The organism is Pseudomonas fluorescens (assembly GCF_000730425.1).
In the GTDB taxonomy this organism is placed as follows: Bacteria; Pseudomonadota; Gammaproteobacteria; order Pseudomonadales; family Pseudomonadaceae; genus Aquipseudomonas; species Aquipseudomonas fluorescens_X.
In genome coordinates this window covers 4,254,412-4,275,342 of sequence record NZ_CP008896.1, presented here as the reverse complement: position 1 = coordinate 4,275,342, position 20,931 = coordinate 4,254,412, and the positions used below count along the sequence as shown (strand labels likewise).

Below are 20,931 nucleotides of genomic sequence, written 5' to 3'. Positions count from 1 at the left end.
GGAGCTGGCTTGCCAGCTCCTACACAAGCCTCACATCCGGGTATTCAGTCCTGGATCAATTCGCACAGCATCTGCACTTCATCCTCACTGAACAACCCCGCCGGATAGCGCTCACGCATCACCCGTCGCGGATCAGTCTGCCTGATGCGCCGCGAGCCATTTGCCTTCAACCAGAGTGCCAGTGCGTGAATCGCGTCACCCCGCACTGCCAGGGGATGGGGCGCGCGTTTATAGACAAGGTTGATATCGGCGTTCATTTCAGCGCTCTCTCCTACTGCTTGAGCGGCTAACTTACTCAAGGTTTATGACAGAACTGTGCAGTCATCACGCCGATACAAGCACTACGCCCAGGTGCCCGGTTTATAGGCCTGCAGGTACAAAAAAACCCACGACCCCGACGGGCCATGGGCTTGCTGTTGTTGCCTGGCGCACTGGCCAGCGATCCGTCATGTCACAACGAAATCGCCTGTTACAACTACCCTCGGTTTTTGTGCGGCGCAGGCTGTTGTTGGGTCAGGCAGTGGATATTGCCCCCGCCCAGTAACAGCTCACGGCCTGGCACCATCACCACTTCATGTTGCGGGAACAGGCCCTGGAGGATTTCCTGGGCACGGCTGTCCAACGGATCATCAAAGCTCGGCGCGATGATGCCGCCGTTGACGATCAGAAAGTTGACGTAGGAGCCGGCCAGTCGCACGGTCGGATTACGCTCCTGGGAACCATCCACCGGGTCGACACCGGCGCATTCTTCCTCAGTAGCGTACAGCGGCCCCGGGATCGGCATTTTATGCACGGTAAATGCGCGGCCCTTGGCATCGGTGCTGTTTTGCAGCACGTCCATGGCGGCATGGCAGCGTGCATAGTTCGGGTCTTGCGGGTCATCGGTCCAGGCCAGCAACACTTCGCCCGGGCGCACGTAGCAGCAGAAGTTATCCACATGGCCGTCGGTTTCATCGTTGAACAGGCCGTCAGGCAGCCAGATGATCTTATCCACAGCCAGGTTGGCACTCAGTACCGCTTCGATCTGCCCGCGATCCAGGTGCGGGTTGCGATTGCGGTTGAGCAGGCATTCCTCGGTCGTGATCAGGGTGCCTTCACCATCGACGTGGATCGAGCCGCCTTCGAGCACAAAACCCTCAGTGCGGTAACGCGGGCTGCGCTCGATCTCAAGGATCTTGCCGCCCACCTGGGCATCGCGGTTCCACGGTACATACAGGCCGCCGTCAAACCCGCCCCAGGCGTTGAAATCCCAGTTGACGCCACGGACTTCGCCCTGGTCATTGATCACAAAGGTTGGCCCGCTGTCGCGTACCCACGCATCGTCGCTGGACATCTCCACCACGCGAATATTCGGCACATCCAGGCGTGCCCGGGCGTTTTCGTACTGGCCTGCGGAAACCGCGACGGTCACCGGTTCAAAACGCGCAATGGCCTTGGCCACCGCCACATGGGCGGCCTGCGCCGGCTTGCCGCCCAGGCGCCAGTTGTCCGGGCGCTCGGGCCAGATCATCCAGGCCTGGGTCTGGGGTGCCCACTCGGCTGGCATATGGAAGCCGTCAGCGCGAGGCGTGCTGTGCAAAGTGGTCATGGCGATCAGGACTCCAGGGAACCGTCGAGGGTCTTGAGCGCGCCGTACAGGTTGGGCCGACGATCACGGAACGAGCCCCACGCGCTGCGGATGTGCTCCAGCTCATCGAGGTCGAAGCTGTGCACCAGGATGCCTTCTTCGGTTTCGTTGAGCTCTTGGACTTTCTCGCCGAACTGGTTGGCAATGAACGACGAACCGTAGAAGTCGATGTCGTAGCCGTCCTGCTCTTCGTTGCCGATACGGTTGCTGGCGATCAGCGGCATCAGGTTGGCACCGGCATGGCCTTGTTGCACACGTTGCCAGTGGTCGCGGGACGAGATGGTCTTGTCGTGTGGCTCGCTGCCGATGGCGGTCGGGTAGAACAGGATTTCCGCACCTTGCAGCGCCATGCTGCGCGCGCATTCCGGGAACCATTGGTCCCAGCAGATGCCCACGCCGATTTTCGCGTAGCGGGTGCTCCACACTTTGAAACCGGTATCGCCCGGGTTGAAGTAGTACTTCTCGTGGTAGCCAGGGCCATCCGGGATGTGGCTTTTACGATAAATCCCGAGGTTGGAACCGTCGGCATCGATAATCGCGATGCTGTTGAAACGCGCACGGCCAGCCAGCTCGAAGAAGCTGATCGGCAGGACCACTTGCAGTTCCTTGGCGACTTTCTGGAAATGCTTGATGGCCACGTTTTCTGCAACCGGGGTCGCCAGTTGCAGATAGTCCGGGTTTGGCTTCTGGCAGAAGTACGGGCTTTCGAACAGCTCCTGGATCAGGATGATCTGCGCGCCTTTGGCAGCGGCCTCACGGACCAGCTTTTCAGCGGTCTCGATATTGGCTTCAAGGTCCCAGGAACAAGCCATCTGGGTAGCGGCGACGGTAACGATACGGCTCATGAATCATCTCCTGGGCGGTGGTCAGCGGCCAGGATAACCGGGGCCGATGACAGAAAGGGGAATACTGGGCGACTTTATAGCGGATAAAAATCGGCTTTTAAAGCTTGCAGATCTCCACCCATCGAAAAAAATCAAAATATTCCCGATAACAATCGGGTTAAAGTTTGAAACACCGTCGCCCTTGTGGGAGCGGGCTTGCTCGCGAAAGCGGTGTGCCTGTCTACAAATCTGTCACTGATACACCGCTTTCGCGAGCAAGCCCGCTCCCACAGTGGTGATCTCATTTCAACTCATAGAAAGGTGTCTACAACCCTTCATCCAACACCTTCGACAGCATGTCGACAAAGAAATCCACGCTGCGTTTAGACGTCACCATCGGCGGCTTGATCTTGAGGATGTTCAGATAGTCTCCGGTTGGCTGCATAAAAATCCCCAGCTCACGCAGGCGGTCACACAACCGGGCGGTCTCTGCGGTGGCCGGTTCCAGCGTCTGCCGATCGCGCACCAACTCCAACCCCAGATAGAAGCCCGAGCCATGTACCGCTCCCACCAAGGGATGGCGCTCGATCAACGCTTGCAGCCGTGCCTTGAAATGCCCGCCGACCACCTGGGAGTTTTCCCAGAGTTTTTCTTCCTCCATCACATCCAGCACCGCCATGCCAATCCGGCAACTGACCGGGCTGCCACCCGAGGAAGAGAAGAAATACCCTTCGGCCTCCAGTGCCTCAGCGATTTCCCGGCGAGTAATCACTGCCCCCAGAGGCTGGCCATTACCCATGCCCTTGGCCATGGTAATGATGTCCGGCACCACGCCTTGCTCTTCATAGCCCCAGAAGAAATGGCCCATGCGCCCGTAGCCGACCTGCACTTCATCGGCAATGCACACCCCGCCCTGGGCGCGCACCCGCGCGTACACCTGTTGCAGGTAGCCCGCCGGCAGAGAAATCCCACCTGCATTGCCGTACACCGGCTCGCAGATAAAACCCGCCAACTGGCGCTGGCTGGCCGCGATCTTCGCCAGGTTGTGCTCCACGCTGCGCACATAATCCGGCGCACTGTCCGGGCCACGGAATTCGCCACGATAAGTATTGGGCGCAGTCACGGGATGCACCCAGTCCGGCCGGCTGCTCAAGGCCTGGGGGTTGTCGGCGATGGAGGTGGACACCGCATCGGCGGCCACCGACCAACCGTGGTAGGCCTCCAGCACGCTGAGCATGTCGCGCCCGCCGCTGTAGGCCCACGCCAGGCGGATCGCCAGGTCGTTGGCTTCAGTGCCACTGTTGACCAGGAACACCCGGTCCATGGAGTCCGGTGCCAGCGCGAGCAGGCGCTCGGAAAACTCGGCGATCGCGGCATAATGAAAGCGCGAGTTGGTGTTGAGCAACGACCACTGCCGCGCCGCCACCTGGGCCATGCGCGGATGGCCGTGGCCCAGCACCGCGACATTGTTGAGCATGTCCAGATACGAACGGCCCTGCATGTCGATCAAATGGTTGCGCCAACCGCGCTCGATGCGCGGCGGGTCGGCGTAATAGTGCTTCTGCGAGCGCGCAAAACTGGCATCGCGCCGGGCCAGCAAGGCTTCTGGGTCAAGCTCCGGCTCGGCGTCACAGGCAAGGCCCAGCAGCGTCGCCGGCGAGGGACACAACGCCTGCCAGGCCGCCGCGCGCGATGGCGTACAGAACAACGGCGGCTCAAGATCGGCCCGGCACAACTGCACCGTCAATGGTCCGCCAACCTCCCCCAGGACCTGGCCCTTGAGCACCGCTGCGCCAGGTTTCAATGGGGTTTTTACGCCCCACAGTCGTACATTCAAGGCAGCACTGTGCACCCATAACCCACCATCGGCAGTGCTGCGCAGGCTACCGGCAAACGGCGCTTGCACGGCAGTGCCCTGGGGGGCACGCAATTCGACATGCAGCGCGAAAGTATCGGGTTCGCCCGCGCAGTCGGTGCGCGTGCGGGACAGGCGATATTGACCATAACGGCTGGCCGCCAAGCCATGCACTGCTGCCGCCTGCTGCAACAGCTGTTGATCAATGCCGGGGGTTTCCCAGTTTCCCGCCTCGAAGTGCGGGCTGAGTACGCCCAGGTCGATCAGCGCGAACTCGCGCCCCTCCAGACCCGGGAGCAGCGGGGCAAAGCCTTCACTGGACATCGGCGCCAGGCTTCTACCGGCGCACTCCAGGATCGCCGCCTCCATCAACTCAAACGGTACCGAGGTGGCAACCTGGAAGATTTCCCACTCATGCTCGGCATTCTTCAACAGGTAGCTGTTATCCGGGTCCAGGCGCTGCTGCTGTTCACTGCTCAACACCAATACCGCCGCGCGGGCCACGATCAGCGGCCACAACGCCTGCAATTCCTGCGGTTGCAAGGGCGTCAGGGCGTGAAACGCCTGGATCGCCGGCAGGACCGCAAACGGATCGCCCTCGGCGTGATGCAACAACGCGGCGCAGGTCACCGACAGATCGGCGATCCGCCAGGTGTGCACCAGGTCACCGAAATCGATGACACCCTGCACCTGCCAATGCCGCTGGGCATCGCGCTGCCACACCACATTGTCATCGGTGATATCCATATGCACGGCCTGCCAGGGCAATTGCCCGGCCAGGGGCCGGATGCGCTGCTCGAACTGTGTCGCGACCCGCTCCAGGGCCGCGCGGTGCGGCAGGTTGTCGAGTGTCGACACTAAATGGCTGATCAGCTCGCCAGCATGACGCGGGTCCCATTGCAGGGTGCGTTCCAGGCCCGCATGGGTGAAACCAGCCAAGGCCTGGCTCATCTGCCCGCACAACCGGCCAAAACCTTCGATCACCTCACGGCCCAGGTGCGGCAGATGGGTCACAGGCTGGCCTTCGATATAGTCCAGCAACCGCAGGTGCAAGGGCTGCCCGTCCACCGTCACGCTCACCAACTGCTGGCCGCCGAGGGTACTGACGACCTTCGGCACCCGGACCCCGGCCTGCTCCTGCAAGTGCGCAAGGGCCGCGTGCTGGGCGTGCAACTCGACAGCGGCGTACTCGCCACGGCAGATTTTCAGGACGAAGCGGCCACGCTCGCTCTCGACCCGGTAATTGAGGTCTTGCTGGCTGCCCAGGGACTGCAGCGTGCCGCTCTGGCCGTAATGCTGCTCAAGCAACTGCAAAGCCTGCTGCGGGCTGACCTGTGGGCACGGCAAACTGGCGCGGTGGATCAATGTATCGAGCAACATGTGACAGCCCCTGGTTATTTATTCGGTGCTTATATCGCCATTGTTAGTACATCTGATGCAACCCCGACCCGATAGAAGTGTCTTCTGCCAAACCAACAACCTCTATAAACAACTTCGTGGAGCACACAAGCCGGGGCCAATCTGACCACCGCCCCTTGCACCGGGCACCGCAAGCCCGCAAGCTATGCCCCATTTCGCTCAATGTCCGTCTAAGGAAAAGGCCTCTCGACATGCGTATTCTTGTTACCGGTGGCGCCGGTTTTATCGGTTCCGCACTGATCCGCCATTTGATTCAAAACACTGAACATGAAGTCCTCAACCTCGACAAACTGACCTACGCCGGCAATCTTGAGTCGCTGACCAGCATCGCGACCAACAGCCGCTACGAGTTCGTCCAGGCCGATATCATCGACCAGGCCACCGTCAGCGCCGTCCTGGCACGCTTCCAGCCCCAAGCCATCATGCACCTGGCGGCCGAGTCCCATGTCGACCGATCCATCGACGGCCCATCGGATTTCATCCAGACCAACATCGTCGGCACCTACAGCCTGCTTGAAGCCACTCGCGCCTACTGGCAACAGTTGGCAGAGCCGGCCAAGAGCGCCTTCCGCTTCCATCACATCTCCACCGACGAAGTCTATGGCGACTTGCACGGTGTGGATGACCTGTTCACCGAAACCACACCTTACGCGCCAAGCTCGCCTTACTCCGCCAGCAAGGCGGCATCCGACCATCTGGTCCGCGCCTGGCAGCGCACCTACGGCTTGCCAGTGCTGCTGACCAACTGCTCGAACAACTACGGGCCGTTCCACTTCCCCGAGAAGCTGATCCCGCTGGTGATCCTCAATGCCTTGGCGGGCAAGGCCCTGCCGGTGTACGGCGATGGCCTGCAAGTACGCGACTGGCTGTTTGTCGAAGACCACGCCCGCGCGCTGCTCAAAGTGGTCACCGAAGGCGTCGTGGGCGAGACCTACAACATCGGCGGGCACAACGAGCAGAAGAACATCGACGTGGTCCGCGGCATCTGCGCACTGCTCGAAGAGCTGGCGCCACAGCGCCCGGCCGGCGTTGCCCAGTTCACCGACCTGATCACCTTCGTCAAGGATCGCCCAGGCCACGACCAGCGCTACGCCATCGATGCCAGCAAGATCGAACGTGAATTGGGTTGGGTTCCTGAAGAAACTTTCGAGACTGGCCTGCGCAAGACCGTGCAGTGGTACTTGGATAACCTGGAATGGTGCCGCCGGGTCCAGGACGGCAGCTATCAGGGCGAACGCCTCGGTAACACCGATGCGAAGGACCTGATTGCATGATGAAGGGAATCGTACTGGCCGGTGGCTCCGGGACGCGCCTGCACCCCATTACCCTGGGGGTTTCCAAGCAGTTGCTGCCGGTGTACGACAAACCGATGATCTACTACCCGATTTCCGTGCTGATGCTCGCCGGAATCAAGGAGATCCTCGTGATTTCCACGCCGGTGGATTTGCCGCAATACCGCAATCTGCTGGGTGACGGCAGCCAGTTCGGCGTACAGATCAGCTATGCGGAGCAACCTTCTCCCGATGGGTTGGCGCAAGCCTTCCTGATCGGCGAAGCATTCATCGGCAATGATCCGGTGTGCCTGATCCTGGGGGACAACATCTTCCACGGCCAGCACTTCAGCGAACAACTGCGCACCGCCGCCAAGCGTCCAACCGGCGCCACGGTGTTCGGCTACTGGGTCAAGGACCCGGAGCGCTTCGGCGTGATTGATTTCGACGGGGAAGGCCGCGCCCTTTCCATCGAAGAAAAACCCGCCAGGCCGAAGTCCAGCTATGCCGTGACCGGCCTGTACTTCTATGACAATGATGTGGTCAAGATTGCCAAGGCCGTCCAGCCATCGCCACGCGGCGAACTTGAAATCACCGACGTCAACAATGCCTACCTCAAGCGTGGTGACTTGCACGTCGAGCGTTTCGGCCGTGGTTTTGCCTGGCTCGATACCGGCACTCACGACAGCCTGCTGGAAGCCTCGATCTATGTTCAGACCATCGAGCACCGCCAGGGTCTGAAAGTGGCTTGCCTGGAAGAAATCGCCTACGAAAATGGCTGGATCGACCGCGACCATTTGCTTGAGCGGGCCAAGTACTTCGGCAAGACTGGCTATGGCCAGTACCTGTTCAGCCTCGCCGGGGAAACCAAATGAATGTGAGCGGTACGCCGTTGAAAATCCTCATCACCGGCCAACACGGCCAGGTTTCCCGTGAACTGCAACAGCGGCTCCAGGGCCTGGGCGAACTGATCGTGCTCGGTCGCGACCAGCTCGACCTGGCCAACCCCGGGCAGATCCGCCAGCAGGTGCGCAGCCATCGCCCGGGGCTGATCATCAACGCGGCGGCGCATACCGCTGTCGACCAGGCCGAAAACGAGCCCGACGCTGCGTTCGCGATCAACGCTACGGCGCCCGGTATCCTGGCCGAAGAAGCCAAGACCCTGGGCATCCCGTTGATCCACTACTCCACCGACTATGTGTTCGACGGCAGCAAACCTGCGCCCTATACCGAAGACGATGTGCCCAACCCGTTGGGCGTCTACGGCAAGAGCAAACTGGCAGGCGAACAGGCTATCGCGGCGGTGGGCGGTCAGTACCTGATCCTGCGTACCAGTTGGGTGTATTCGAGCCACGGCAAGAATTTCCTGCTGACCATGCAGCGCCTGCTCCAGGAAAAACCGCAGATGCGTATCGTCGCCGACCAGATCGGCGCGCCGACCTGGGCCGGGACCATCGCCAACAGCACCCGGGCACTGATCGAGCGCTGGCAGGCCGGCCAGGCCGGAGACTGGGGCGTCTATCACCTGACGGCCCAGGGCGAGACCTCGTGGTTCGGCTTTGCCCAGGCCATCGGCGAGCAACTGCTGGCCGAAGGCAAGGCGTGCGCCACACTTGAAGGGATTCCCGCCAGTGACTACCCGACGCCCGCCAAGCGCCCGTTGAACTCGCGCCTGGATTGCAGCCGCCTGCAACAACAGTGGCAGGTCGGCCAGCCACAATGGCGCGAAGCATTGCGCGAGTGTCTTGCACAGCAGCACTAGGCATAATGCGCCTGTACCCACAGGCGCATGACCCCCATGACTCCACCCCTCCCGCGAAGACCCCGCTGGCGCAGCCTGGCCTTGCTGGCATTGTGCCTGGCGCCGCTGCTGTGGCCGCTGGAGCATCTGGCCGAGCATTACTACCGCAGTGAACTGGCCGGGCAAAACCGCCAGACCCTGGACCTGTACGTCGCCAACCTGCTGGGCACCCTGCACCGCTACGAAGTATTGCCGCAGATCCTCGGCGACCTGCCAGCCCTGCGCACGGCCCTGGCAGCGCCCCACGTCAGCACCAACCTGGTCGCCGCCAACCAGTTGCTCAAGCAGGTAGCAGCCCAGGCGGGCGTGGAAGTGATGTACCTGATGGATACGCGCGGCAAGACCCTGGCCGCCTCGAACTGGGACAAACAGGACAGCTTCGTCGGCCGTAATTTTTCCTTTCGGCCTTATTTCAGTGAAGCCATGGCCGGGCGCCTGGGACGTTTCTTCGGCCTGGGCACCACCTCGGCCAAGCGTGGGTACTTCTTCGCAGCCGCGGTGCGCGAAGACGAGCATGTGATCGGCGTGCTGGTGGTCAAGGTCGACCTGGACCACACCGAGAGCCTCTGGGGCCAGACGCCTGAGCAATTGCTGGTCACCGACCACAACGGCGTAGTGATCCTGACCTCACGCCCGCAATGGCGCTTTCGCGCCACCCGGCCACTGACCGAGGCCGAGCGCCAGGCGATCATCGCGATCCAGCCCTACCCTACCCGCGATCCGCAGCCCCTGAATTTCAACTCCAGCGCCTGGCTACGGCAATCGGCCGAAATTGCCGAAACCGGCTGGAACGTGGAAATCCTTGCCCCGCGCACTCTGATCGACCGCCCCGTGCGTACCGTGGTCGCCGTGGGTGGCGCGACCTTGCTGGTGCTGATGCTGCTGCTCGGCCTGATGATGCAACGCCGTCGCCACTACCTGGAACGCATCGCCTTTGAAGCCAAGGCCCGGCGTGAGCTGGAAATGCGCGTGGCCGAACGGACCAGCGACCTCGAAGGCCTCAACCGCCGCCTGCGCCAGGAAGTGCTGGAGCGCGAAAATGCCCAGCAGGAACTGGTGCGTGCCCAGGACGATCTGGTCCAGGCCGGCAAACTGTCGGCGCTGGGCACTATGTCCGCGAGTATCAGTCATGAACTCAACCAACCCCTGGCCGCCATTCGCAGCTACGCGGAAAACGCCGAAATCCTCCTCGACCACCAGCGCACCGACGACGCCCGGGGCAACCTCAAACTGATCAGTGAGCTGACCGGGCGCATGGCCTCGATCATCGCCCATTTGCGCGCCTTTGCCCGCCGCGACCGGCATGCCCCGGAAAGCGTGGCCCTGCAGCCGGCCCTGGATGACGCACTGGCACTACTGGCCAAGCGCCGGCGGGCCATGGAAGTGGAACTGATCCGCGATTTGCCAGAGGCCTCCCTGTGGGTGGAGGCCGGGGAAACCCGCCTGCGCCAGGTGCTGGGCAATCTGTTGGCCAATGCCCTGGACGCGCTGACCGAAAAAGGCCCGCCGCGCAAACTGTGGCTGAGTGCCGAATCCACCGATCAAGGCGTCAACCTGTACATCCGCGACAACGGGCCGGGGTTCTGCATGGAAGCCCTGGGTCGCGCCGGCGAGCCTTTCTACACCACCAAGACCCGCACCCAGGGCCTCGGGTTGGGCCTGGCCATCTGTGACACCCTGATGCGCGCCTTTGGGGGTGAACTGCTGTTCGCCAACCACAAGGAAGGCGGCGCACTGATAACCTTGAAACTGCGCGCCGGAGCCCCCGGCGTCAGTCTGCAACCGTCCGAGGACCGCAGTGTATGAGTATCGATAACCAGATTCAGGTGGTGTTGATCGACGATGATCCACACCTGCGTCAGGCCCTGTGCCAGACCCTGGACCTGGCCGGGCTGAAAGTCCTGCCCCTTGGCGAAGCCAGCGGCCTGACCACGCGCCTGTCGCGGGATTGGCCAGGCGTAGTGGTCAGCGACATTCGCATGCCCGGCATGGACGGCCTGGAATTGCTCGCCGAGCTCCATGGCCAGGACCCGGAGTTGCCGGTGCTGCTGATCACCGGCCACGGCGATGTGCCCTTGGCGGTGCAGGCAATGCGCGCCGGCGCTTATGACTTCCTCGAAAAGCCCTTTGCCAGCGACGCCCTGCTCGACAGCGTGCGCCGCGCCCTGTCATTGCGCCGGCTGGTGCTGGACAACCGCAGCCTGCGCCTGGCCCTGAGTGATCGCCAGCAGTTGAGCACGCGCCTGGTGGGGCAGTCGGCGCCGATGCTGCGCTTGCGCGAGCAGATTGGCGCGCTGGCAGCGACCCGTGCCGATGTGCTGATCCTGGGCGAAACCGGTGCCGGCAAGGAAGTGGTGGCACGCGCCCTGCACGACCTGTCGAACCGCCGGGCCGGGCCCTTCGTCGCCATCAACGCCGGCGCCCTGGCCGAATCCGTGGTGGAAAGCGAGCTGTTCGGCCATGAGCCGGGGGCCTTTACCGGCGCGCAGAAGCGGCGGATCGGCAAATTCGAGTTTGCCAACGGCGGCACGTTGTTCCTCGATGAAATCGAGAGCATGAGCCTGGATGTGCAGGTCAAGTTGCTGCGCCTGCTGCAGGAGCGCGTGGTCGAGCGCCTGGGGGGCAACCAGCAGATCCCGCTGGATATCCGCATCATCGCCGCCACCAAGGAAGACCTGCGCCAGGCCGCCGACCAGGGCCGCTTTCGTGCCGACTTGTACTACCGCCTGAATGTCGCGCCGCTGCGCATTCCACCTCTGCGCGAGCGTGGTGAAGATGCCTTGATGCTGTTCCAGCACTTCGCTGACGAGGCCAGCAGCCGCCACGGCCTGCCACTGCACGAGTTGCAACCCGGCCAACGGGCAATGTTGTTGCGCCATAACTGGCCAGGCAACGTGCGGGAGTTGCAAAACGTCGCCGAACGCTTCGCCCTCGGCCTGGAACTGGCCCTGGACAGCACACCGGACGGCCCGGCGCCGGGTGTACCGATATCTACCGGGGGCTTGAGCGAGCAAGTCGAACATTTTGAAAAAGCCTTGATCGCCGCCGAACTCGGTCGCCCCCACAGCTCCGTGCGCAGCTTGGCCGAAGCCTTGGGGGTGCCACGCAAGACCCTGCATGACAAGTTGCGCAAGCATGGGCTGAACTTTGCCGACAGCGGCAACGCCCACGCCGATGACGAGTGACCTTTTCCACCTGCCAAGAGACCGCCATGAGCCGCGATAGCCGTTACCTGGAATCCATTCTGCACCATGACATCCCCCTGACCCGGGAGATGGGCCTCAAGGTGCTCGACTGGCAGGATCGGCAACTGCGCCTGCACTTACCGCTGCAAGCCAATATCAACCACAAGAGCACCATGTTTGGTGGCAGCCTGTACTGCGGCGCGGTCTTGGCGGGCTGGGGCTGGCTGCATCTGCAATTGCGCGAGGAAGGGGTTGAAGACGGGCACATCGTGATCCAGGAGGGGCAGATCAGCTACCCGCTGCCTGTCACCCAGGACGCCACGGCGATTTGCCAGGCGCCGCAAGACAAGGTGTGGAAGCGTTTTTTGGCGACCTACCAGCGCCATGGCCGGGCGCGCCTGGCGCTGCAAACCTGGGTTGTGAATGAGGGCCATGAAGAGCCGGCGGTGATCTTTACCGGGCAGTACGTCCTGCACCGCTAACCCCCCGCAACACAGAACCAATGTGGGCACAGGGCTTATATGGGAGCGGGCTTGCTCGCGAAAGCGGTGTATCAGTCAATACAAGTGCTGACTGACACACCGCTTTCGCGAGCAAGCCCGCTCCCACATTTTTGATCGCGGCGGTTTATGACCTTGCCAGCGCAAGCAAGCGCTCGCGCCAGGCAGCCTTGGCCGGCAAGGCCAGGAAGAATGGGTTCAACAACGACGCCCGTGCCGGGTAGCTGAACGGCTGGCCATTCAACTCCAGCACTTCGCCACCAGCGCCCTCCAGCACACCCTGGGCGGCGGCAGTGTCCCACTGCGAAGTCGGCGCCAGGCGCGGATAGCAATCGGCGCTGCCTTCGGCCAACAGGCAGAACTTCAGGGAGCTGCCGATATTGGCCAGCTTCAACGCTCCCAGCCCTTCACTCAGCCCGTCGAGCAACCGCTCCTGTTCGGGGCTGGTATGACGACGACTGGCGACCACGGTGAACGCCTCGCCTGCGGCCGGCTTCTGGCGCACCTGGATCTGCCGGGGCGCCGCATTCACGTCGGAGCGCCACGCCCCAAGCCCGGCGCCGCCGAAGTAGCAACGGCCACTGGTGGGCATCGACACCACGCCAAACACCACCCGACCGTCTTCGATCAAGGCGATGTTGACGGTAAATTCTTCACTGCCGCTGATAAATTCCTTGGTGCCATCCAGCGGGTCCACCAACCACCAGCGCTGCCAACCGGCACGCACGCTCTGGTCGATATCGGCGTCTTCTTCCGACAGTACCGGGATACTCGGGTCCAGCGCAGTGAGGCCGGCGAGAATCAGGTGATGGGCCGCCAGGTCGGCGGCAGTGACCGGCGAATCATCGGCCTTGGCCGTCACGGCCACACCGGCGCGCCAGTACGGCAGGATGACCTCGCCAGCCTGGCGGGCCAGTTCAATCACCGGGGCAATGTACGCGTGGCCGAGGAACAGTTCGCTCATGGCTGGTAGGCTCCGCGCTGGGTCAACAGGTCACGTACCAGGTACAACGCCGCCAGGGCGCGGCCTTCACTGAACTGCGCATTTTGCGCCAGTTGTGCCAGTTCGCGCAGGTTGACCCGGTCCACGCGCATCGGCTCGGGCTCATCGCCCTCCAGGCGTTCTTCGTACAGCTCGGTGGCCAGCACCACCTGGATTTTCTGGCTCATGTAGCCAGGGGAAAGGGACAGTTCAGTCAGGTGTTCCAACTGCCGTGCACCATAACCCGCCTCCTCCTTGAGTTCGCGGTCTGCCGCCGCCAGCACATCTTCGCCCGGCTCGATCAGGCCCTTGGGCAAGGACAACTCATACTCATCGGTACCGCCGCAGTATTCTTCCACCAGCAGCGCATGGTCAGCGTCGATCATCGCCACGATCATCACCGCGCCATACCCTGCGCCACGGCCCACCAGGCGCTCGTAGGTCCGCTCAACGCCATTGGAAAAGCGCAACTGCACTTCCTCCACACGGAACAAACGACTACTGGCGACAATTTCGCGGGCGAGGACGGTGGGTTTCTGGCGCATAAAGGGCTCCTTGGCGTGATCGGGTTACTATACCGTGGCTTTTCCGATTGTCTGTGTCGGATATATTTACTCACCTGCTGGGAACCCACCATGCCTCCACTGCCCTGGTCCGATATCGATACCGTCCTGCTGGACATGGACGGCACCTTGCTCGACCTGCATTTCGACAACCACTTCTGGATGGAACACCTGCCCCGGCGCTATGCCGAACTGCACGGGGTGAGCCAGGCCATGGCCGAGATGGAATTGCAGCCGCTGTTCGAGCGTAACGCCGGACAGTTGCAATGGTATTGCCTGGACTTCTGGAGCGCCGAGCTGAAGATCCCGGTGCGCGAACTCAAGCTGGAAACCGCTCACCTGATTGCCCTGCGCCCCGACGCCGACACCTTTCTGGCGGCGATCAAGCAGGCTGGCAAGCGCGTGATCCTGATCACCAATGCCCATCGCGACTCGCTGTCGTTGAAGTTGGAGCGCATTGAACTGGCGCCGTATTTCGAGCGGCTGATCAGTTCCCATGACTATGGCTTTGCCAAGGAAAATCCACAATTCTGGGACGCATTGCACGCGGATATCGGCTTCGACCCGTCGCGCAGCCTGTTTATCGACGACACCTTGCCGATTCTGCGCAGTGCGCGGGATTTTGGCGTAGGGCATTTGCTGGCGGTCAAACAGCCGGACAGCCGCAAAGGGCCGAAGGACACGGCAGAGTTCGATGCAGTCGGGGATTACCGGGAGTTGATCGGCGGACTCTGAAGCCAGGTGTGACACCTTGTAGGAGCGGGCTTGCCCGCGATAGCGGTATGTCAGTCAGCAAATCTGTCTCTGACTCACCGCAATCGCGGGCAAGCCCGCTTCTACATTATTTGGTTGCCCCGGGTATTACTCAGGAATACGCAGCGTCTGCCCTGGGTAGATTTTGTCCGGGTGCGACAGCAGCGGCTTGTTGGCCTCGAAGATTTTGTTGTACTTGTTGGCATCGCCATAAACGGTCTTGGAGATCGCGCTGAGGGTATCGCCGCTTTTCACCACAACAAAGCGCGAAGCCACAACTACAGGCCCGGCCACAGTGATTTGATCGTCCACAGTCGCCACGCCGGCGATATTGCCCAGCGCCAGCAGAATCTTCTCTTTTTCTTCCTGGCTGGCGACTTCACCGGTGACTGTCACCTTGTCGCCGTCCACCGTGGTCTGCACATTCGGATTACCCAGACCGACCTTGGCAACGTGGTCCTTCAACTGCTCACTCGCGTTCGCATTGCCCGGCGTCAACAGATCAACGATTTTCTCGCCGGCTTCTTTGATAAAGCTAAAAAGACTCATAGTGCGCTCTCCTTGGGATTGGGTTTCCAGATGCCAAAGACTAGACCAGTCTTCCAGACCTTGGTTCCAGTCCGACCAATGACGCAAACGCGCTAGAATCCCCCCGCCATTGGAATAAGAGCCCCCGGAGCGAAGATGGACATCAAGCAGCTGAAATTCCTCATCGCCCTCGACGAAACCCGTCACTTCGGCCAGGCGGCCGCGCGCTGCCACATTACCCAGCCGACCCTGTCGATGCGCCTGCGCAGCCTGGAAGAAGAGCTGGAGCTACCGCTGGTCAATCGCGGCCAGCGTTTCGAGGGCTTTACCGCCCCCGGCGAGCGCGTGTTGGCCTGGGCACGTACGGTGCTCGCAGCCTATGACGGCCTGCAGGCCGAAGCGGCGGCCTGCCGGGGCAACCTGGTGGGGACATTGCGCCTGGGGGTGGTGCCACTGTCGAGCTTCGATCCGCTGGCCTTGATGCAACAACTGCACAAGCAGCATCCCAGCCTGCGCTTTGAGCTATCGGCCCTGAGCTCCGAGCAGATCCTCGAACAACTGGCGAGCAATCGCCTGGACCTGGGCGTGTCTTACCTCGAGCGCCTGGACGCCGAGCGCTTTGACTCCCTGGCCCTGGACGAGACACGCATGGGTTTGCTGTACGACCAACGGTTCTTCAGTTTCGGCGAAAAGCCCCTGAGCTGGGAGGCGCTGATCGAACTGCCCCTGGGCATGCTCACCAGCGGCATGCACTTTCGCCAGTCCATCGACCATAACTTCCACAGCCGCGGCCTGACCCCCCAACCCTTGCTGCAAACCGATGCCGTCCATCAGTTGCTGCAGGCCGTGCATGGCGGCCTGTGCTGTGCGGTGATGCCCCTGGACGGCGGCCTCGACGCCCTGACCGAACACCTGCGCCTGCAACCCATCGAAAACGCCCAGACCCTGGCCAAGCTGGGGCTGATCATGCGCCGCAGTGCGCCGCGCTCGGCGCTGGCGGAGGCGTGTTTCGCGCTTTATCAAAAATCGCTACTGGAACCTTGATCGACGTCATCTATCGGTAGATCAGTACTGGCGATTAGACGCGACCCTTTGTCGCGCCTAGTCTTCACTCTGAACACTTCGCCGGTGACTAGACTTCATGACCGCCCAGCGCCCAGCGTGCGCGGCGCCCGCCCTGACAACGCCCGCGCCCGCCGCCAGCCAGAGTTATCAGTATTGCAACCTCGACCGTACACAATCGGCCAGCACCGCGCTGGCCGAGGAAGTCGCGTTGGCGATTGCCTATAACGACATCAGCCAGGCCGTGATGCTAGTGACGCCCACCGATCTTGAAGACTTTATCGTCGGTTTCAGTCTGGGCAGCGGCATCATCAGTGACATCAGCGATATCTACGACCTGCAACTGAGTGGCACAGGCTCAGCCCAGTACGCCCAGGTGCAGATCTCCAGCCGTGCCTTCTGGAACCTCAAGCAACAGCGCCGGCAACTGGCCGGCACCAGCGGCTGCGGCCTGTGTGGCGTGGAAGCGGTGGAGCAGGCACTGCCGGACCTTCAGGTGCTGCCTGGCGCCCCACTGCCGCCTGCCGCCTGGCTGGAGGGCTTGCGCCAGCGCATCAGCGCCTTTCAGCCGTTGGGCCAATACAGCGGCGCGGTGCATGCGGCGGTATTCATGAATAACCACGGCGAACTGCTGCTGGGCCGCGAAGACATCGGCCGACATAACGCCCTGGACAAACTGATCGGCGCCCTGGTCCGCCAGCGCATCCCGACCGCCGGCGGCGTGGCAATTGTCACCAGCCGTTGCAGCCTCGAATTGATCCAGAAAGTCCTGCGCGCGGGTATCCAGACCCTGGTCAGCCTGTCGTCGCCTACCGGCCTGGCCCTGCAATGGGCACGCCGACACAACCTCAATCTTATCCACCTGCCGCACAAAAGCGCGCCGCGGGTCTACAGCCCTGCGATGGAGTACCAGCCATGAGCAATCATCACCAAGCCGACCAAACCCCGATCCCACGCTACAAGCCCTATAAAGGCCCGGCTGGCGGCTGGGGCGCGCTGATCAGCGTGGCGCAAGCGTGGCTGACCAGCGACAACGCGCTGAAAAATATCCGCATGATGCTCAAGACCAACCAGAACGGCGGCTTCGACTGCCCGGGCTGCGCCTGGGGCGACTCGCCGGAAAGCGGCATGGTCAAGTTCTGCGAGAACGGCGCCAAGGCGGTCAACTGGGAAGCCACCAAACGCCGGGTGGATGCGGCGTTCTTCGCTAAACACAGCGTCAACGCGCTGCTGGAGCAAAGCGACTATTGGCTGGAGTACCAGGGCCGCCTGACCGAGCCAATGAGCTACGACGCCGAGACTGACCGCTACACGCCCATCAGTTGGGAATCGGCCTTCGACCTGATCGGCCAGCACTTGCGAGCCTTGCCAAGCCCCGACATGGCCGAGTTCTATACCTCGGGCCGCGCCAGCAATGAAGCCGCGTACCTGTATCAGTTGTTCGTGCGTGCCTACGGCACCAACAACTTCCCGGACTGCTCGAACATGTGCCACGAAGCCAGCGGCGTGGCCCTGGCGCAAAGCGTGGGTGTCGGCAAAGGCACCGTGACCTTTGACGACTTTGAACACGCCGACGCGATTTTCGTCTGGGGCCAGAACCCCGGCACCAACCATCCGCGTATGCTCGAACCACTGCGCGAAGCGGTGAAGCGCGGCGCCCAGGTGGTGTGTATCAACCCGCTCAAAGAGCGTGGCCTGGAGCGCTTCCAGCACCCGCAACACCCGCTGGAAATGCTCACCAACGGCGACAAGCCCACCAACACGGCGTATTTCCGTCCGGCGCTGGGTGGCGACATGGCCATCTTGCGCGGCATGGCCAAATTCCTCCTGCTGTGGGAGCGCCAGGCCCAGGCCGAAGGCAAGGAAGCGGTGTTCGATCACGACTTCCTCAATGAGCACACCGTCAACGTGCTGGATTACCTGGCCAGGATCGACGACACCTCCTGGGAGGAAATTGTCGAGCAGTCCGGCCTGCCGCTGGTCGAGATCGAAAAAGCCGCGCGGATGTACGCCAAAGGCAAGAACGTGATCATGTGCTGGGCGATGGGTATTACCCAGCATCGTCACTCGGTGCCGACCATCCAGGAAATCGCCAACCTGATGCTGTTGCGCGGCAACATTGGCCGACCAGGTGCCGGCTTGTGCCCGGTGCGTGGCCACAGTAACGTGCAGGGCGACCGCACCATGGGCATCAACGAACGGCCACCCGTGGCCTTTCTGGATGCCCTGGAACGCCGTTTCCAGTTCAAGGTGCCCCGTGAAAACGGGCATAACGTGGTCGAAGCGATCCACGCCATGCTCGAAGGTCGTGCCAAGGTGTTTATCGGCCTGGGTGGCAACTTTGCCCAAGCCACGCCTGACAGCCCTCGCACTTTCCAGGCCCTGAGCAACTGCGACCTGACGGTACAGATCAGCACCAAACTCAATCGCAGCCACCTGGCCCATGGTAAACAAGCCTTGATCCTGCCATGCCTGGGCCGTACCGATATCGATATGCAAGCCGATGGCCCGCAAGCGGTGACGGTGGAGGACTCCTTCAGCATGGTGCACGGCTCCAATGGCCAGTTGCAGCCGCTGTCGAAGCTGATGAAGTCGGAACCGGCCATTCTCGCCGGCATCGCCGCCGCCACCCTGGGCAGCCAGCCGGTGGACTGGAACTGGTTGGTGGCCGACTACCGCCGCATCCGCGACTTGATTGCCGATACCATTCCCGGCTTCAAGGATTTCAATGAGCGCGTGCAGCACCCAGGGGGTTTCTACCTGGGCAACAGCGCCGGCGCCCGCCGTTGGAACACACCGTCAGGCCGCGCCAACTTCCGCGCCAACATCCTGCCCAAGGACCTGGTGCACGAACGCACCCGCGCCACTGGCCAGTTGCCCGACCTGATCATGCAATCGATGCGTTCCCATGATCAGTACAACACCACCATCTACGGCCTGGATGACCGCTATCGCGGGGTCAAGGGTCAGCGCGACGTGCTGTTCGTCAACGAAGCGGACATCATCCGCCTGGGCTTCAAGCCAGGGCAGAAGGCCGATATCGTGTCGATCTGGGACGATGGCCGCGAACGGCGGGTCAAGGGCTTCACCTTGCTGGCGTTCGATATTCCGGCGGGGCAGGCGGCGGCCTACTATCCGGAGGTCAACCCGCTGGTGCCGCTGGAAAGTACTGGGGATGGCAGCCATACGCCTACCTCCAAGTTCGTGGCGATTCGCCTGGAAGCGGCCAGCGAGAGTGGCTTGATAATGGCGCGTACAGCCTGAGATCCATTGCCGACGATTGCGCTCCAGAGATTGCAGGTGATCTCTGCGACCTCATCGCCGGCAAGCCGGCTCCTACAAGAGCAGTGGTGGTAGTAAATCGTGGGCACAAAAAAGGCCGCTTTTGCATAAAAGCGGCCGTCCCTAAGTAGCTAAAGACCGACAAAAATGACTTAAGTTCCCTAGAAAAAACAGCCACTTAGCTAATTGTATACAACCCACACCACTGGTCGGATTTCGATTGTAAGAACACTCCTACAACCTCAGGATCGCGCCGTCATCCCCTTGAGGTTCACCTATGAAGTTCTCCTCGATTCTCTTGTTGTCCCTTGGCCTGGTCAGTGGCGCAGCCATGGCCGGCGGCACCACCGAAGCCGGTGTAGGCGGCGCATTGGGCGGGGTTCTAGGCTCAGTCGTCGGCCAGCAGATCGGCGGCAATACCGGTTCGGCCATTGGTGCCGCCCTGGGTGGCGCCGGCGGTAGCGCAGTAGGTGCAGACAAACGCAGCCGTGGCGAAGCAGCCATCGGCGGCGCCCTGGGCGCAGCAGGCGGCAACGTGGTCGGACGCAGTGTCGGCGGCAGCACCGGCAGCCTGATCGGCGCAGCGGCAGGCGGTGGTGCCGGCGGCGCCCTGGGTAACTACATGGGCAACAAAAGCGATGACGACGACCGTCGCTATCGCGGGCGCGATAACCGCCGCTACGACCGTGATGATCATCGTGGTCGTGGGCATGCCTATGGCCATCGCAAGAACAAACATCACAACCGTCATCGGTAAGATGTAGAGAACCCTGCAAAATCAATGTGGGAGCGGGCTTGCTCCTACATTTGCTTCGGTGGCGTTTGCAAGTTCGAGGTCAGACCACCAACCGCTGCAACGCCTCACGCAACATCCCCGCAATCGCCACCGGCTGGTTCGTCGCCCGGTCCACAAACACATGCACAAACCTCCCCGCCGCGCAGGCTTCGTCCTCACCGAGCTTGAACACCGCCAATTCGTACTGCACTGAACTGTTGCCCAACTTGCCCACCCGCAGGCCGATATCAATACGGTCAGGAAAGGCAATCGAAGCGAAATAGTCGCACGCCGAACTCACCACAAACCCCACCACTTTGCCGTCATGGATATCCAGCCCGCCCTGCTCAATCAGGTAGGTGTTCACCGCCGTGTCGAAAAAGCTGTAGTAGGTGACGTTGTTCACATGGCCATACACGTCATTATCGTGCCAGCGCGTGATGATCGGCTGGAAATGGCGGTAATCGGCACGCTGTGGCATTGAGTCAGGCATGGGCAAATCTC

Annotated in this window: 19 protein-coding genes; 11 read left to right on the top strand and 8 right to left on the bottom strand. The window is 61.9% G+C overall.

Annotation, left to right across the window (positions count from 1 at the left end):
- Positions 1-44: 44 nt before the first annotated feature.
- The 4 genes from HZ99_RS19115 to HZ99_RS19100 all read right to left on the bottom strand — a co-directional run bounded on the left by HZ99_RS19115 (position 45) and on the right by HZ99_RS19100 (position 5,686).
- Positions 45-257, bottom strand: coding sequence for a hypothetical protein (locus HZ99_RS19115; RefSeq protein ID WP_038445234.1), 213 nt, complete (start codon positions 255-257; stop codon positions 45-47).
- Positions 258-475: 218 nt separating this feature from the next.
- Positions 476-1,588, bottom strand: coding sequence for an agmatine deiminase (aguA, locus tag HZ99_RS19110; protein WP_038445232.1), 1,113 nt, complete (start codon positions 1,586-1,588; stop codon positions 476-478).
- 5 nt (positions 1,589-1,593) lie between these two features.
- On the bottom strand, positions 1,594-2,472 hold the full coding sequence (aguB, locus tag HZ99_RS19105; protein WP_038445230.1) for an N-carbamoylputrescine amidase: 879 nt from the start codon (positions 2,470-2,472) through the stop codon (positions 1,594-1,596).
- Between the two features lie 304 nt (positions 2,473-2,776).
- The gene (locus HZ99_RS19100; RefSeq protein WP_038445228.1) at positions 2,777-5,686 is read right to left on the bottom strand and encodes an aminotransferase; all 2,910 of its coding nucleotides are present in this window, start codon (positions 5,684-5,686) and stop codon (positions 2,777-2,779) included.
- A 230-nt stretch (positions 5,687-5,916) separates the two neighbouring features.
- On the opposite strand from HZ99_RS19100, the gene rfbB reads away from it, so the two are divergent.
- Genes rfbB through HZ99_RS19070 form a run of 6 tightly spaced genes read left to right on the top strand, consistent with a single transcriptional unit; the run spans position 5,917 to position 12,464 of the window.
- Complete coding sequence (gene rfbB / locus HZ99_RS19095; protein WP_038445226.1) at positions 5,917-6,999, top strand: dTDP-glucose 4,6-dehydratase; 1,083 nt, start codon at positions 5,917-5,919, stop codon at positions 6,997-6,999.
- Complete coding sequence (rfbA, locus tag HZ99_RS19090) at positions 6,996-7,871, top strand: glucose-1-phosphate thymidylyltransferase RfbA (RefSeq protein ID WP_038445224.1); 876 nt, start codon at positions 6,996-6,998, stop codon at positions 7,869-7,871. Before rfbB ends, rfbA begins: the two co-directional genes overlap by 4 nt.
- Positions 7,868-8,758, top strand: a complete 891-nt coding sequence (rfbD, locus tag HZ99_RS19085; RefSeq protein WP_038445222.1) for a dTDP-4-dehydrorhamnose reductase — start codon at positions 7,868-7,870, stop codon at positions 8,756-8,758. Before rfbA ends, rfbD begins: the two co-directional genes overlap by 4 nt.
- A 36-nt stretch (positions 8,759-8,794) precedes the next feature.
- On the top strand, positions 8,795-10,603 hold the full coding sequence (locus tag HZ99_RS19080) for a sensor histidine kinase (protein WP_038445221.1): 1,809 nt from the start codon (positions 8,795-8,797) through the stop codon (positions 10,601-10,603).
- Positions 10,600-11,982 carry a sigma-54-dependent transcriptional regulator gene (locus tag HZ99_RS19075; protein ID WP_038445219.1) on the top strand — a complete coding sequence of 461 codons (1,383 nt, stop codon included), beginning with the start codon at positions 10,600-10,602 and terminating at the stop codon, positions 11,980-11,982. Before HZ99_RS19080 ends, HZ99_RS19075 begins: the two co-directional genes overlap by 4 nt.
- Before the next feature lie 26 nt (positions 11,983-12,008).
- Entirely contained in the window at positions 12,009-12,464 is a 456-nt protein-coding gene (locus HZ99_RS19070; RefSeq protein ID WP_038445217.1) for a YiiD C-terminal domain-containing protein, read from the top strand.
- A gap of 145 nt (positions 12,465-12,609) precedes the next feature.
- Here HZ99_RS19070 and cysQ read toward each other — a convergent pair whose 3' ends face one another.
- Positions 12,610-13,446 carry a 3'(2'),5'-bisphosphate nucleotidase CysQ gene (cysQ, locus tag HZ99_RS19065; RefSeq protein ID WP_038445215.1) on the bottom strand — a complete coding sequence of 279 codons (837 nt, stop codon included), beginning with the start codon at positions 13,444-13,446 and terminating at the stop codon, positions 12,610-12,612.
- Positions 13,443-14,009: an ADP compounds hydrolase NudE gene (nudE, locus tag HZ99_RS19060; RefSeq protein WP_038445213.1), complete on the bottom strand. Its 567-nt coding sequence runs from the start codon at positions 14,007-14,009 to the stop codon at positions 13,443-13,445. The genes cysQ and nudE overlap by 4 nt, the downstream gene beginning before the upstream one ends.
- Positions 14,010-14,099: 90 nt before the next feature.
- Between nudE and yrfG the strand changes: the two genes are divergently transcribed.
- Positions 14,100-14,762, top strand: coding sequence for a GMP/IMP nucleotidase (gene yrfG / locus HZ99_RS19055; protein ID WP_038445211.1), 663 nt, complete (start codon positions 14,100-14,102; stop codon positions 14,760-14,762).
- A gap of 126 nt (positions 14,763-14,888) precedes the next feature.
- On the opposite strand, the gene lysM is transcribed toward yrfG, so the two are convergent.
- Positions 14,889-15,329, bottom strand: a complete 441-nt coding sequence (gene lysM, locus HZ99_RS19050) for a peptidoglycan-binding protein LysM (protein ID WP_029299807.1) — start codon at positions 15,327-15,329, stop codon at positions 14,889-14,891.
- A gap of 135 nt (positions 15,330-15,464) precedes the next feature.
- On the opposite strand from lysM, the gene HZ99_RS19045 reads away from it, so the two are divergent.
- From HZ99_RS19045 to HZ99_RS19030, 4 genes are all read left to right on the top strand, one after another.
- Positions 15,465-16,352 carry a LysR family transcriptional regulator gene (locus HZ99_RS19045; protein WP_038445209.1) on the top strand — a complete coding sequence of 296 codons (888 nt, stop codon included), beginning with the start codon at positions 15,465-15,467 and terminating at the stop codon, positions 16,350-16,352.
- Between the two features lie 97 nt (positions 16,353-16,449).
- On the top strand, positions 16,450-17,289 hold the full coding sequence (fdhD, locus tag HZ99_RS19040) for a formate dehydrogenase accessory sulfurtransferase FdhD (RefSeq protein WP_038445207.1): 840 nt from the start codon (positions 16,450-16,452) through the stop codon (positions 17,287-17,289).
- Complete coding sequence (locus HZ99_RS19035; protein ID WP_038445205.1) at positions 17,286-19,634, top strand: FdhF/YdeP family oxidoreductase; 2,349 nt, start codon at positions 17,286-17,288, stop codon at positions 19,632-19,634. The genes fdhD and HZ99_RS19035 overlap by 4 nt, the downstream gene beginning before the upstream one ends.
- A 295-nt stretch (positions 19,635-19,929) precedes the next feature.
- The gene (locus tag HZ99_RS19030) at positions 19,930-20,409 is read left to right on the top strand and encodes a glycine zipper domain-containing protein (protein ID WP_038445203.1); all 480 of its coding nucleotides are present in this window, start codon (positions 19,930-19,932) and stop codon (positions 20,407-20,409) included.
- Positions 20,410-20,488: 79 nt separating this feature from the next.
- Here HZ99_RS19030 and HZ99_RS19025 read toward each other — a convergent pair whose 3' ends face one another.
- Complete coding sequence (locus HZ99_RS19025; RefSeq protein ID WP_038445201.1) at positions 20,489-20,920, bottom strand: acyl-CoA thioesterase; 432 nt, start codon at positions 20,918-20,920, stop codon at positions 20,489-20,491.
- Between the last annotated feature and the right edge of the window lie 11 nt (positions 20,921-20,931).